The sequence below is a fragment of the Gilliamella sp. B3172 genome, from assembly GCF_026536465.1.
Taxonomy (GTDB): Bacteria; Pseudomonadota; Gammaproteobacteria; order Enterobacterales; family Orbaceae; genus Gilliamella.
Genome location: NZ_JAFNOA010000003.1, coordinates 61503 through 75716 on the forward strand (window position 1 = coordinate 61503; position 14214 = coordinate 75716).

The following is a 14214-nucleotide window of genomic DNA, read 5'->3' on the forward strand; positions in this document are numbered from 1 at the left end:
TCATGAATATATATATAGTTGAAGGTAGTCATTCTGGTCCGGTTAACGGACGTTTGGCTAAAGCAGAACTAGCTTTAGCTGCCAATTCATTAAATTTAAAAATCGCAGAAAATGCTCAATCTGCTGATGTCATTGTTGCTGTTGGTGGTGGTGATATCGATGATCAGTCTGTGATAGGCAAAAAAGTTTATGTGGTGGAAGATTTAAATGAAATCTTTGCTAACCCTAAACAGATTTTAAATGATGCGCCGACTAAAGCGAGCGTTTACCAACAATCAACTTCAGCAGCACCAGCGTCTAAGTCAGATACTGGTGTAAAACGTATTGTTGCGGTCACAGCTTGTCCAACCGGTGTTGCTCATACCTTTATGGCAGCTGAAGCGATCGAAGAAGAAGCCAAAAAACGTGGTTGGTGGTGTAAAGTAGAAACCCGTGGTTCTGTGGGTGTCGGTAATGAATTAACGCCAGAAGAGATCGCTGCGGCTGATGTTGTGATTGCCGCTTGCGATATCGATGTCGATCTCAGTAAATTTGCCGGTAAAAAACTATACCGAACTAAGACTGGTCCAGCTCTTAAAAAGACTGCTCAAGAGTTAGATAAAGCATTTGAAGAAGCGACGGTTTATCAACCTTCGGCGGGTGCCTCATCCGGAAAATCAAGCAATGAGAAAAAAGGTGTCTATCAACATCTTTTAACCGGGGTTTCTTATATGTTACCAATGGTAGTTGCGGGCGGATTGATTATTGCACTCTCTTTTGCCTTTGGGTCATTTGAAATGCAAGATGGTGTCCAAAAACTTGTCGGTGAACCTCATTTAGCTGAAATTGGTGGTTTAGCCTTCTCGTTAATGGTGCCTTTACTTGCCGGCTATATCTCTTACTCGATCGCTGACCGACCGGGTCTTGCTCCGGGGCTTGTTGGTGGTTTGCTTGCAGTATCAACGGGAGCTGGTTTCCTAGGTGGTATTATTATTGGTTATTTTGCGGGTTATATATCTATGATCATCGCCAAATATTTACCATTACCACAAAGTATGGAAGCACTCAAACCAATCTTAATTGTACCGTTGCTTGCTACGCTGGCAACCGGACTTGTTATGCAATTTGTCGTTGGTGAGCCAGTCTCATGGTTGATGCGGAATGTTGCATCATGGCTTAACTCAATGGGTACTGGTAATGCTGTTATTTTAGGTGCGATTTTAGGCGGTATGATGTGTACTGATATGGGCGGACCAATCAATAAAGTTGCGTATGCATTCGGTACAGGTTTAATCTCTTCACAAGTTTATGCACCTATGGCGGCAGTTATGGCTGGCGGTATGGTACCACCATTAGCGATGGGAATTGCCACACTTATTGCCCGCAAAAAATTTGCTAAAGCAGAACAAGAAAGTGGTAAAGCGTCTCTAGTTTTAGGCTTATGCTTTATCTCTGAAGGAGCGATTCCTTTTGCAGCGCGTGATCCGCTACGTGTAATCCCTTGTTGTATTATTGGTGGAGCAATCACTGGTGGTATGGCATTAGCATTTGGCTCAACGCTAATGACTCCACATGGTGGATTATTTGCTTTGGCAATACCTGGGGTTGTGAAACCAGTTGTTGGATATTTATTATCAATTGTTGTCGGTTCACTTATTGCAGGTATTGCTTATGCATTAATTAAAGCACCCGAATCGGTGAATGAAAATCCTCAAGCTGCTTAACAGAAATAAAATACTAAAAACGCCGTCAAATGATGGCGTTTTTTTATTCCGGTTATTAGCTTTTATTTTTTTACCCAACGCTGCAAATCTTTAGGTACAAACTCATCCATACGTTTGAGTATTAACTCGTTATTATCGCTCACAATCAATGTTTGATAAAAACTATCCCGAATAAAGCCCTCATTAACTGAATGTTCCAGAAAGTTTAATAATGATTGCCAAAATCCGCTCACATTAAACAAAGCAACCGGCTTTTCGTGATAACCTATTTGCATACCCGTCCAAACTTCAAAAACTTCTTCGAGCGTGCCTGTTCCGCCCGGCATAGCGATAAAACCGTCAGCTAGCTCAGAAAGCCTGGCTTTACGTTGATGCATATTTTCGACGACTTCTAAACGGGTAATACCGTGGTGCGCTGTCTCAGCTTGTACTAAACGTTCGGGAATAACGCCAATAACTTCACCACCATTGGCTAAGACCGCATTAGCAATAATTCCCATTAAACCTTTATTGCCACCGCCGTAGATCAAACGTCTGTTTTGATTGGCAATGGTTTTGCCTAATTGTTCAGCGGCTAAACTATATTCCGGAGACGTGCCCTCACTGGCACCACAAAAAACACATATATTTTTTTTCATTAATTTATCAACAATATTAAGCTAAAGAGTGCTAATAATAGCATATAAATCGCGTGATTTGTTTATAAGGTGAGCAGTTGGTTATATTTAGTGTATTAACGATTGACACAGCAGCCTTTGATGGTTAATATTCTCCCCGTTGAGTGTTCCTCCATAGTTCAGTCGGTAGAACGGCGGACTGTTAATCCGTATGTCACTGGTTCAAGTCCAGTTGGAGGAGCCAACTTTCCACTTTATCTCATATCTATACATCTCTATTTATTTATAAATCAATAATGTCAAAATCAGATTGATGTTACAAATCATAAACAATTTGGTTGGGGTTGGCTGTATAGGAATCTACTAGTTCAATTTGATCCTTAGAGGATTTTATATTTTCTGTCGGAAGGCTTTAGTTTTCCATTATAGGATGATTAAGTTGTTATGTTTATTTTTTTATATTGTTTACTACACTATCATTACTTCATTTCATCAATTTCATTATCCACAAATTTGCGTTCGACAAGCTCACCGTCTTTATAGCTTTCTGTGTACAAAAGTTTGCCTTTTTTGTGTACATAGATATTAGCGATTTATCTAAAGTTAGAAATAGATAAATGAATATTATATTCGGTATGTATTTTATTTCTATTTTGTTATTTAGTTAAACTAATACAATCCGCATAATCACTCATTTTTATTCAGGAACAAAATCACTAATATTATTAAAGACGATATGATAACCATCACCCATGTTTAACGTTATTTTTTTATAGGTAAATTCAACAAACAGGCTTTGTAATGAGTGAAAATCACGCTCTTTTTTAGATAAAAACTTTTTTGCATATTCAATATACTCAGGGCAACAATCCTTATATTTTTCTGGGTTATCGATTATTTCATTCTGATAGAACTGTTTTTGAACCAAATAAGACTCTTTCCGGATCTCATCAAAATATCTTTCTTGGCAAATGGCTTCTAGCTGTGGTGTAGTTTTAATCGCTGTTGATAAAATAAATTTACCTTTATTGTTATGTAGCAGTATATCTTCTTTAAAAGAAAATGGTAAAAATACATTTCCCTTATCAATATCATCAATTAAGTCTTGAGAAACCACATATTCTATTTCACCAGTTAATAGGAAATCTTGATCCTTGTTATCTATAAATTCAATTTGGAGATCATCTATACCCAGATACAGCTTTTTAATGATAAAAAGCGTCTTACCTTTTTGTACCAGTGAAAAGTCTTCTGGGTTTAATCCTTTTAATGCTAATTTTTTACTGCCTAACTGCATTAAAACAGGATCATGGTCTAACATAATGACTTTGCTAGAGTTTATGCTTATTTTTTCCTCTTTATGCGCATAAGCACAAGAAGTCAAAAAGCTAATGAGTAAAAGTATAGCTATCGTTTTCATTATTTTCCTAATTAAATAGTAGTATGTATAAAATCTATATTAAATCCCCAATGTTCATGATCATAATGATTTTGAACACCTGAGTTTACACCGGAAAACTCTGCCAAACCTATCGGAACGCTTGTTCACACGCAGTAAGGCATAAAAAAATAGAACAAATACGAGAGGGCGATCTGTGATTGTCTCAAAACCAAACCAGTGGAAAAATAAGCCTAAAAAGTAACGTCATTATCCGCTAAGAGACAGACACCACCGTACAAATAGAGCTGGAAGGCGAAACCATTGAAACTACCGCCGAACACCCTTTTTACACCAAAGAAGGCTGGAAAGATGCCGCCGACCCCACCGAATAATATCACATACAAACCAAAAATAAAAAATGGTATCGTGTAAAAGGGTAAAACTATCTTTATACTAAGAAAGAAGTTTATAATTTTGAAGTTGAAGGCTGGCACACCTACTTTGTCGGCAAACTCGCTTGGCTGATACATAATGCTAAGCATTGCTTGAGTGGAATATTCAAATTCATAGAAAGATATGGGATAAAATCTTACTAGTAATTAAAGGCATTAGTTAAAGGAAAAGATCCTCAAGTTCATCATCTTATTGAAAAAAGATTTACAAATATTTTCAATCCTCCCAAAAAACCGGAGAGATGCTTTCTATTGTATTAACAAAAGAAGAACACCAAACATTCACTAGTACATGGAGGAAGAAATTTCCTTATGGTGATATAAGCCATCATCTAAAATTTCTTTATCCACAAATTTGCGTTCGATAAGCTCACCGTCTTTATAGGTTTCTGTGTACAAAAGTTTGCCCTTTTTAGCAGAAGATAGATCAGCAGATCCATCTAGCATCTCTTGGTAATCTAATTTATAAAACTTCCAAATTCCATCTGGTAACCCTTTTTGGTAATTTGCTTCAAGGTAAGTATAAAGGTAAGTATAATAACTATTCGGCTTCTTCTCAATCCACAAACCTTCACGGGTATGATTTTCAACTAATCCTTGCTCTTCTTCGTTTTGGAAAAGTCCATTTTGGTCGTAATATCGAATAAATTTGCCTTCAGGCGAAATTTGGAATTTTTCATAACGGATAAAATGCGTATCCTCTTCATCTCCTTCAAAATATTTAATATGAATAATATTGTTCTTATCTATGAAAAATAATTTTCTATAACCATTAATTACCCATGATAAAGAATAATAAACATTTAATTTATCGATAGTGTTAGTACTATCTGTTGTGATTAAATCCATTCTAGAATAATTATAAGGCTCGTATTCACTATTATAAACTGGCTTGTCTTCAAGTGTTGTATGAGAAGATGTTAATAGAAATAGATTTAGATTTTTATCATTAATATTTATTTTGCTTACTGGTGAAAGATAATTATCTTTTTTTATATTTTTATCAAAAAAATGTGGTAGTTTATCATAGTAAAGATTACTCATTTCAGATTCATAAAATCTGTCTTTAAGAATTGTTAATTGAGGGTTTAAATATAATTCTGGATATAAATAATCATTTGAATATTTACTCAAATAAAAAAATACTGAATCATAATTACGTTGTATCCTACTGTTATTTCTTTCAAATTTTTCTTGCCAAAATTGGGTTGTCCATTTTTTAGGAAAATGTGTTGATATCAGTTCTTCTTTACCAAAAGAAAGCTCGTTCGTATAGGGCAACTCACTATAAATATTTACTGAATAAGTATTATTCGGTATGGTGGAAAGCTCTTTTAACTCAGTCTCATATAAATCATCAAAATTGTAAATTTTCTTTGAAACAACTTTTCCATTCTTATATTGAGTTACGATTTTATAGTCTTTGCCTAATTCATCAGGATGATAATAGGTGGTTTCGATTAAATCGCCTTTTTCATCGTATGTTTTCCATAATCCTACAGGTATTGTGGTAGCATTATACATATCCATAAACCCTTCATATTGCTTAACGCCATTTTCAAAGTAAATAGTAGTGAGTTTGGGTAATTCTAAAGAGTCAGTAACTATTGTTTCTATAAGATTTATTTGTCCATTAGGATAATAAATAACATATAATACATCTCCTTTTTTGACTTCATCTCTTACATAGCGGATGAATTTTAGTTTTCCATCTGGGTAAAATCCTTGAGAAGAAATGCCGTCTCGTTGATATGATGACATATAATACACAGATTCTAATTGACCGCCTTTAGTATAGTAAGTTTTTATATAATCCGCTGCTTTATTGCCATTGATATAATATTCATACCGTAGAAAACCCTCCGGAGTATTGGATTCTTTAATTTGTACTGAATGTGAAGGGGTAGCTTCCGAAATCTTTTTTGCTTCAATGTGTTGAACACATGCCAAAATGCCACCAAAAAAAATAGACACCATTAGTAATTTTTTCATTTTATTCCTAAAACGTTATTTAATGTTGATTTCTAACCCTTGAGCAAGTTGCTCTGCTATTAAGTCCATATTGTCCTAAATACTTTTTGCATCTTTTGGGGGTGTAATATAACCAAACTCAATTAAAACTTTATATTTCGTTTGATTTTTTACCTCAAGAACTCCTACATTATTTCTAGCATCAGGGTGTTTCTTTCCTATATTGACAACAGTATAACAACTAAAAATATCATTAGCTAATTCTAGCCCTTTTTTATCTCCTTCATAATAGATAACATGCGCGCCGGAAGTAAAATTGGTTAAGCCATCTGCATGAATAGAAATAAAATAATCCGCTTTGTTATTATTAGCTATATCACAGCGAAAATAGATCGCTTCTTTATTATTGGCAACTTTAACAGCGTTTTTACTATTTTCTTGGTATAGGTAATGGAGCCCTCTACCGTGTATTCCATTTCTGTTTTTTCTTCTCCATTGACTAAAAAGGAACTGGGTTATTTGAATACAGGTTTTGGGTAGTATCGGTATTTTCAATTTCCCTAAGACTGAGCACTAATTTACCTTTTCGGGGAGTACCGTAACATTTGGCAACCAGATAAATTTTGTCATCCAAAGAGGCTTGATTTAATTTTAAATAGGTATATTCATTAGGTTTATTCGCGACATTTACTTTTTTTGCAAAATGGTATCCGCTACATTAATCTGAAAATCAGATTGATGTAACAAATCATAGACAATTTGATTAGGCTTGGCTGAATAGGAATCGGTTTGAGGTTGTAATAACTTGTTGTCGGGTTGATTGGGTTGTGATTGTTTATTGCCCGGCAAGGTTGCTCCTTTTTTCATTTTGGGTTGTAGACTTATTTTTTGTTTATGTATCTAACTTTTAATATTATTTATTTTTAACGTTGAAACATTGAGGATCATTAATTGAATCTATGATTAAATTAATTTCATTTCCTTTCTTTCTTGACATACTATATTTACAGATTTGAATAGTATTTCCCGATTGGATTTGTTCCATGGATATTAATTCTAATAAGTTGTTTTTATCCTTTTCAAAGATGAATTTATCAACCGTTAAATGTCTAGTTTCTTGTATAATTTCTAAGGTATATTCTTTTTTACTTACTTTTGTCAAAGTAAATGTTAAATCATTTCTATCACCATAGTTACTAATTAATAATTTATAGTTTTCTTTAAATTTTATATTTCCTTGTTCTATTTGAATTATAAAATGATCATACGGTTGATCCGATACTAAATTTTTATGGACTTCCCCTGCATTATCAAATTGAATATGAAAAATATTATTTTTAATAATATTAGCTTCGCTCTCATTTTGAATCTTTTGTTTACTATAAACATTTTTAACTTGTCCTTGACAAGGAAAAATTAATATCATTATTAGAATAAAAAAGATTCCTTTATTTTTCATTAATACACTCATTATATTTCATTATACCTTTTAATATTTCTGTAAACTTCTTTCTTCTAAACCATTGGGGACTTTTACATTTCCATCAATTGCTCATGATACCAATAAAATATGTATGATTAATAGATAAATTAAATCAAAAATAATTATATTATACTAAGCGTGTTTAACATCGTCCTATTTTTCAAACTCACCGATTAAAAGCCTTCCACCTCTGCATCTGTCTCATTTTATCATAAAATGTGGCATCTAAAATGATAAACTTATCCTTATAAAATCCGACAGGTCTAGAAGCAGTAAACATGCCTTTTAACTCATACTTATAGCAAGTTTGTCCATAGTCATATGAGTATCGGTTCGACGGATAAATAGATGATAAGGGTTTATAGTCGCATACAAAATTTTTATATCGGTAAAAGTTCACATTTTTTGAATCAAGTGTATATAACTCTTTTTCCTCTTCATTATAAAAAGTTGCAGACGTTTTTAACAGGTTAGCTTTACCCAAAATAAAAGTGTCATCTTGATATAGTAAGATATCGTAGTTGTTTTTAAAACTTTTGATGATTTGTTGGTTTTAGGTTTTAGGTTTTAGGTTTTAGGTTTTAGGGTCATAACTAATGATCTGATTTTTTGTGTAAAGTTAGAATGTTATCCTGCGAGGTTAAATAAAATGGCTGATTGTTTAAATCGTCTGGCAAGGGGTATTCTTCTTCTCGATTCAATAAATTAATCAGTTTTAAATTGCCTCGATTGGAATATATGACATATTTACCATTAAAATTTTCATAATTGATTTTAGCATCAGAAGTATATTCATCTATTTTAACCAATTTTAAATTATTATTATCTAAAAGATATTGGGAAATTTTTTTACTGTTATCGGGTAATCTATTTTGAGCTTCTACTAATGAATAATCATTGCTGGTGTCAATCCATCTCATCTCTTGTTCGGGAAGCGTTAACTCTTGATAACTTTTGCCCCGATCTTTCGATATAAGTATTACGGTTTGATCTCCTATATGGCTTGAATCAAAGGAGTTAAGATCTTTATTTCCTATTAAAATAATGGTGTTTTCATTAGGGGCTATAAAATCTTCAAAACGAAAAGCAGACATTGGGTCTAAGGCAGTTGCTTGATCGGTTAATTGGTATAGTTGATTAAAATCGTATTTGGCTATCCATTTCATATTTCCTTTTTAACGGGGTTACAGCTGAATAAAAAAGGTTTAATAGGGTAGTGATAATGAATTTATTATTTAGAGATATCATCATAAAAAATACTCTAGTTACATATCCTTTGTTAACGGACTCTTGTTATTAAGTTTCAAATAAAACCAACAGCCATTATAAGGATTAGTTTTGAATGATTATTCTTTTTAATTTACTCATTTATATCGGTTTACTTATCACCGTTCATAATTATGAGGGTGATAAGCAAAATAATTGTGTGTTTAATATACTATCGTTACTTCAATTCATCAATTTCTTTATCCACAAATTTGCGTTCGACAAGCTCACCGTCTTTATAGGTTTCTGTGTACAAAAGTTTGCCTTTTTTACCAGAAGATAGATCGATAGAACTGTCAGGTTTCTTTTGATAATCTAATTTATAAAACTTCCAAATTCCAATCGGTAATCCTTTTTGGTAATTTGCTTCAAGATAAGTATAACCGAGAGGATAAGTATAATAACCATTCGGCTTCATCTCAATCCACAAACCTTCACGGGTATGATTTTCGACTAACCCTTGTTCTTCTTCATTTTGGAAAAATCCGTTTTGGTCGTAATATCGAATAAATTTGCCTTCAGGCGAAATTTGAAATTTTTCATAACGAAAAAAGTTGACGTCTTCAACATCATAATCAAAGTATTTAATATGAATAATTCCTTTTCTGTCAATATACAGGCGTTTTGTTTTAAGATCGTATCCCCTATTAGTATCCAGATAAGCATTCATAGAATCTAATTTGTTTCCGTGATTATCTACAACCATTAATTGCATTTTTTGGAAGTAAATTGTATATGGTTCAATTTGATCACTATAACCTTGACTAAAAAGCATTATTAGAGATTGGTTGTTTGACAAATTAATTTTCCATAATGGATATAAAATTTCTTCAAAATTGTAAAGTATATCTGTTTGTTTTTTTATAAACTGATAAGGAAAAAAGTAATCATAATAGATATTAGGCATATTAGCATTAGTATAAGTATAAGTATAAGTAATACTATCGGTAGGTTTTAAATCTCGATTTTTATTTTTGTAAACATCGTAAAATAAATCTGAATTATTATAAGCTAAATCTATAGGTGTTTTATACCATGTATTGCTTGGATAATCGTATGTTTTCCAATTTGCTGGGAATTGGACGTCAATTAACTTTTTAGTTCCGAAAGGTAAAGTAATTACGGGAATTGAATTCTTCTTTTTCGAATCTGAGGAATCCTGTGATTTTATGCCTTGACAAGAACATAGAAAAATAACTAAAAGTAAAAGGTAATTTTTTTTCATTACAATAATTCCTTATATAATTGAATAATCGTGGCTATGGTACAACCATAATACATTTTGTTCGGGAAGCGTTAACTCTTCACAACTTTTGCCCCGATCTTTCGATATAAGTATTACCGCTTGATATCCTATTTGAATTGAATCGAGCGAGCGAAGACTTTTATTTCCTTGTTTAGCGGGGTTACAGCTGAATAAAAAAAGGCTTAATAGGGTAGTGATAATGAATTTATTATTTAGGGATATCATCATAAAAAATACTCTAGTTATATATCCTTTGTTAACGGACTCTTGTTATTAAATTTTAAAAAAACTACCGCCATTAATAAGGATTAGTTTTGAATGATTATTCTTTTTAATTTACTCATTTATATCGGTTTACTTACCACCGTTCATATTTATGAGGGTGATAAGCATAATAATTGTTTGTTTACTACACAATCTTTAATTCAATTCATAAATTTCTTTATCCACAAATTTGCGTTCTAATTTTTATCAGTAAGTTAGTTGATTTTTTCAATAATTAATTTTTTATATTTATAATCAGTACTATAAAAACCTTTTCCGTTCCAAATAGTATCAGTTACTTTTATGTATAAAATATTGTCATTCCAAGCCAAATCCCAAATAATCCATTTTTCTGTTTCGAAACAAAAAATATGCTTGATATGATTATTTTCAATCTCATATAAATCTATAATAGATTTTGATTGTTCATAATCTATGTAAAAGGTAGTAAAATGCGTTTGGGCCTTATTTATATAAGGTATTGCTTGTAAAGTAGTTGTATTATTATTGTTATCCTGAATTTTAACTTCGCTATCCTCATAATATGAAACTGTAATAATATCGCTATTCAAGGGCTTCCAATAGCCATAATAGTCATAAATTTTCATGAGTTCATTATCATTTAAATTATTTGTATAAATTTTATTATTTACATTTAGATATTCTTCTTTTTTTATGAATCTTTTATCATTTTTTTCAATCATTGGGTCATAAATTTTTTTCATATGACTAAATTCTTGTGCGTTACTTTCTTTTTCTATAAAGCTTATTGGAATCTTTTTTATGCTATTAGCTTCACAATTTGTTGTGAAACTACATAACATAAATAAAAAAATATATAAGGAAAAGTATTTTATCATTTTAGGATTATCTCCATATAATTCTGATTATATTCATTTTCATTCTGATGCAAATGGTAATGAGGGTCTGTTTTATGAGCACTATTTTTTTATATAAATTCTTTTTAAATTTATTCATCTTTTAAAATTTTCATGTTTTTATCTCTGTTTATTTTTCTTTCGAACTTAAACTTTATTCACCATCAAATTCGACTTGTTCATTACTAATCCATTGATCATCTTTCCACTCACCGTCACACCTTTCTACCCCAGACCAAACGACTTTTGATTTTTTGATATCGATAATGACACATTGATAGTTTTCGTATAGCCATCGCTCATTGTCTGATATTTCAACATAACCTTTGCTAATAGCATCCATTTTTACATAATGTTTATTTTCAGATATTTTAATGTCAAACGATTCAATACCGGTATATTCGTCTTCATATCCTTCGATTTTAGATATAAGACCATTTTTACTTAGCCTTGGTTCTGAATAGAGTCTGAAATCTTTATCATAATTTAAGAAGATTAATTCTTCCTGATTGTTAATTTTTAGTTTATAGGCATAGCCAGATTGACCTAATAAATGCCAATCAGATTGCGAAATTATCTTAGGAGAAGAAATATCTAAAGGATCTAAAACATTAGTTGCTACGTCACCATATTCTATGGGGGCGGGATGATTGACGGCTTGTTGATTTTCTATTTTTTGACTGCATGCTACGTTAGCCAAAGACAATAGAATGAGTAATAATATTCTCATTTTAAGTTTATTTCCTCTTCCCATTAAATCGTGCTGTTAATACTATCTAAAACTAATTTTTTGTTTTAATATAAATAATAGCAATGAATAAGAACAACATTATCAAGTCAACATTCTTGTGGTTGTTTTGATGATGTGTTTCTCATTTAATTCATTTCATGGATTAGAAATATGTGATATCTCTATCCTCTTATTGTTTCCAATTAAATTTTTCACCCGCTTGTTTTTTTTGTAAACACTCTTCAGTAGTATATTGTTGTGGGCAGGCAAAGCAGTCTTTTGTATTTTCATTGGCCAAATTTAAATCATCAGGGATTTTTATGATGCCATTTATTGGTTTTATATCTTGACTTAAGCAGATCAAATTTGCATTTGTATTATCATAATCATCTTTTGCTATTTCAAATTTATAAGATATACGATCCCAACCAGTTTGTTTGAAAATTTCCAACTTATTATTTCTTTCTCGAATGAATAGCTCATAGGCGCTAACACCAATTCTGTTTTGTATTTCGACAATGACATAATCCAATTTATTTATCAAAGAGATTTCAAATACTTGATCATAGGTATCTAGATAATCTATAAAAAAAACTTCGGATTGCAAAATTAATTTCTGTGAAAAAACATCGAAAATATTTAAAATATAAGTATTTCCGAAATTATCTTTCATAATGGGTGACATTGTTTTAGCCGTTTCATTTATATTCTTTTTTTCATTAAAGAAACCAACTTCCGAATTTTCTTTATTTGATTGTTTATTACTACAACTACATAGCAATACAATAATAAAAAAGTAAATTATTTTATTTTTCATTTTTCTATCTATCTTATCGATTAGAACTTTGTTGATGATATTTTATAAATTCTTTGATCCATTTGTTCTATTTGTTTTTAAATATTATTTATAACTAATTTATTTATTTCTATTATTTTATTAACAAGGAACAACTAACGGATATGATTGACTAAGTTAAACTCCTCAATTCAATCATTATCAAATTTTAGGCAAATATAACATTATTGATTAAATTTTACACTCATTCTATCTCATTTTATTGAATTATTTTTATAAACAATTCGATGATTTTTATAAGAATTTAATTATGGAAATAAACGAGGGTTCATTGGTTTTTACATAAATATAGTGTCCTTTATGCTCAATTTAGTATAAATGAACTTATAAAATAATAAATTTGAGTTTCTTTATTCGAATTGTTTGAGTCCTTGTGTTTTTTTATGCGTTTTCTGAGCGGTGTTTTCCTGGTATATATAAGTAAAATAGCTAAAAAGATTAAGTTAAATAAATAACATTAATGATTAATTTATTGTGTTTTTGTCACTACTTAGTTAAACTTTTGTTTCAATGGATAAGTGCAACAACTTAAAAAAGGAAATTTAATATGAAAAAAACACTCATCGCCTTAACGGCAATCGCTTGCTTCTCAAGTTTTGCTCATGCTCAAACATCTGGTATTTATGTAGGTGGTCAATTAGGTTCAAGTATTTTAAAAGCTAGTAGCCTTAAAGATAGCTATAGCTATGATGATGGATATGACTACTGGAGCGAAAGTTATAAAATCGGTTCAATTAGTGATGGCAAACTCGCTGGCTCATTAAATATTGGTTATAACTTCAAACCAGCTTTTGATCTTCCTTTCAGAGCAGAGTTATCATTTACTTTACGTGGTAACTTAGATGATAAAAAACATAAAAGTTATTATGATGAAGACGATGATTTATATCATACAACCCAAAGAACTAAAGCTCGCATGAATACTTTAATGCTTAATGGTTATTATGATATTGAAACAGGCACATCATTTACGCCATTTGTGGGAGCGGGTATTGGTCTTGCTTTTGCAAAATTAGAACATAGATATGATGAAAGATATGAATTTGATGATGAAGCAGATTACATACAATTCTCTAGATCAAAAACTAAATTTGCATGGAATGTTGCTGCTGGTGTTGCTTATAAAGTCTCAGATAATTTAGATATCGACTTCACTGCTCGTTATGTCGATGCGGGTAAACTTACTTTAAAACGTAGTTATGATGATTTTCATTTCAAAGCTAGTGGAAAGCTAAGTTCTGTTGATTTATTAGCTGGTATACGTTATAACTTCTAATTGTTTATGATTTATACAGAATAAAAAGGGCTTAATAGCCCTTTTTTTATCACTTTTTTAGACCATTACTTTAAATAAAAAAGCTTTTCAA

Annotated in this window: 13 protein-coding genes and 1 tRNA gene; 3 read left to right on the forward strand and 11 right to left on the reverse strand. The window is 31.3% G+C overall.

The genetic code is table 11. The features are described from left to right. Positions 1–2: 2 nt before the first annotated feature. Positions 3–1703 (forward strand): PTS fructose transporter subunit IIBC, encoded by a 1701-nt coding sequence (gene fruA, locus J3U37_RS04955; RefSeq protein WP_267373589.1) that lies wholly within the window; start codon positions 3–5, stop codon positions 1701–1703. A gap of 62 nt (positions 1704–1765) precedes the next feature. On the opposite strand, the gene J3U37_RS04960 is transcribed toward fruA, so the two are convergent. Then, positions 1766–2341, reverse strand: coding sequence for a TIGR00730 family Rossman fold protein (locus J3U37_RS04960; RefSeq protein ID WP_267373592.1), 576 nt, complete (start codon positions 2339–2341; stop codon positions 1766–1768). A 147-nt stretch (positions 2342–2488) separates the two neighbouring features. Between J3U37_RS04960 and J3U37_RS04965 the strand changes: the two genes are divergently transcribed. After that, positions 2489–2564 (forward strand) — tRNA-Asn (locus J3U37_RS04965). Positions 2565–3017: 453 nt separating this feature from the next. On the opposite strand, the gene J3U37_RS04970 is transcribed toward J3U37_RS04965, so the two are convergent. From J3U37_RS04970 to J3U37_RS05015, 10 genes are all read right to left on the reverse strand, one after another. Further along, the gene (locus J3U37_RS04970) at positions 3018–3740 is read right to left on the reverse strand and encodes a hypothetical protein (RefSeq protein ID WP_267373594.1); all 723 of its coding nucleotides are present in this window, start codon (positions 3738–3740) and stop codon (positions 3018–3020) included. 698 nt (positions 3741–4438) lie between these two features. Continuing rightward, complete coding sequence (locus tag J3U37_RS04975) at positions 4439–6145, reverse strand: toxin-antitoxin system YwqK family antitoxin (RefSeq protein WP_267373596.1); 1707 nt, start codon at positions 6143–6145, stop codon at positions 4439–4441. 75 nt (positions 6146–6220) lie between these two features. Continuing rightward, the gene (locus J3U37_RS04980) at positions 6221–6679 is read right to left on the reverse strand and encodes an N-acetylmuramoyl-L-alanine amidase (protein WP_267373599.1); all 459 of its coding nucleotides are present in this window, start codon (positions 6677–6679) and stop codon (positions 6221–6223) included. 132 nt (positions 6680–6811) lie between these two features. Further along, positions 6812–6991: a hypothetical protein gene (locus J3U37_RS04985; protein WP_267373602.1), complete on the reverse strand. Its 180-nt coding sequence runs from the start codon at positions 6989–6991 to the stop codon at positions 6812–6814. A gap of 46 nt (positions 6992–7037) precedes the next feature. Continuing rightward, on the reverse strand, positions 7038–7583 hold the full coding sequence (locus J3U37_RS04990) for a hypothetical protein (protein WP_267337949.1): 546 nt from the start codon (positions 7581–7583) through the stop codon (positions 7038–7040). Between the two features lie 617 nt (positions 7584–8200). Beyond that, on the reverse strand, positions 8201–8773 hold the full coding sequence (locus tag J3U37_RS04995) for a hypothetical protein (protein WP_267373604.1): 573 nt from the start codon (positions 8771–8773) through the stop codon (positions 8201–8203). A 278-nt stretch (positions 8774–9051) separates the two neighbouring features. Further along, complete coding sequence (locus J3U37_RS05000; protein WP_267373607.1) at positions 9052–10098, reverse strand: hypothetical protein; 1047 nt, start codon at positions 10096–10098, stop codon at positions 9052–9054. Positions 10099–10598: 500 nt separating this feature from the next. Next, entirely contained in the window at positions 10599–11243 is a 645-nt protein-coding gene (locus tag J3U37_RS05005) for a hypothetical protein (protein ID WP_267373609.1), read from the reverse strand. Between the two features lie 172 nt (positions 11244–11415). Further along, positions 11416–11991 carry a hypothetical protein gene (locus tag J3U37_RS05010; protein ID WP_267373611.1) on the reverse strand — a complete coding sequence of 192 codons (576 nt, stop codon included), beginning with the start codon at positions 11989–11991 and terminating at the stop codon, positions 11416–11418. A gap of 190 nt (positions 11992–12181) precedes the next feature. Continuing rightward, complete coding sequence (locus J3U37_RS05015) at positions 12182–12808, reverse strand: hypothetical protein (protein ID WP_267373613.1); 627 nt, start codon at positions 12806–12808, stop codon at positions 12182–12184. A 586-nt stretch (positions 12809–13394) separates the two neighbouring features. Here J3U37_RS05015 and J3U37_RS05020 point away from each other — a divergent pair. Then, positions 13395–14123, forward strand: a complete 729-nt coding sequence (locus J3U37_RS05020) for an outer membrane protein (protein WP_267373615.1) — start codon at positions 13395–13397, stop codon at positions 14121–14123. Positions 14124–14214 lie beyond the last annotated feature (91 nt).

Coding starts and splice junctions, on each gene's coding strand:
- fruA (WP_267373589.1), top strand. CDS start 3: ATGAATATATATATAGTTGAAGGTAGTCATTCTGGTCCGGTTAACGGA.
- J3U37_RS04960 (WP_267373592.1), bottom strand. CDS start 2,341: ATGAAAAAAAATATATGTGTTTTTTGTGGTGCCAGTGAGGGCACGTCT.
- J3U37_RS04970 (WP_267373594.1), bottom strand. CDS start 3,740: ATGAAAACGATAGCTATACTTTTACTCATTAGCTTTTTGACTTCTTGT.
- J3U37_RS04975 (WP_267373596.1), bottom strand. CDS start 6,145: ATGAAAAAATTACTAATGGTGTCTATTTTTTTTGGTGGCATTTTGGCA.
- J3U37_RS04985 (WP_267373602.1), bottom strand. CDS start 6,991: ATGAAAAAAGGAGCAACCTTGCCGGGCAATAAACAATCACAACCCAAT.
- J3U37_RS04990 (WP_267337949.1), bottom strand. CDS start 7,583: ATGAAAAATAAAGGAATCTTTTTTATTCTAATAATGATATTAATTTTT.
- J3U37_RS04995 (WP_267373604.1), bottom strand. CDS start 8,773: ATGAAATGGATAGCCAAATACGATTTTAATCAACTATACCAATTAACC.
- J3U37_RS05000 (WP_267373607.1), bottom strand. CDS start 10,098: ATGAAAAAAAATTACCTTTTACTTTTAGTTATTTTTCTATGTTCTTGT.
- J3U37_RS05005 (WP_267373609.1), bottom strand. CDS start 11,243: ATGATAAAATACTTTTCCTTATATATTTTTTTATTTATGTTATGTAGT.
- J3U37_RS05010 (WP_267373611.1), bottom strand. CDS start 11,991: ATGAGAATATTATTACTCATTCTATTGTCTTTGGCTAACGTAGCATGC.
- J3U37_RS05015 (WP_267373613.1), bottom strand. CDS start 12,808: ATGAAAAATAAAATAATTTACTTTTTTATTATTGTATTGCTATGTAGT.
- J3U37_RS05020 (WP_267373615.1), top strand. CDS start 13,395: ATGAAAAAAACACTCATCGCCTTAACGGCAATCGCTTGCTTCTCAAGT.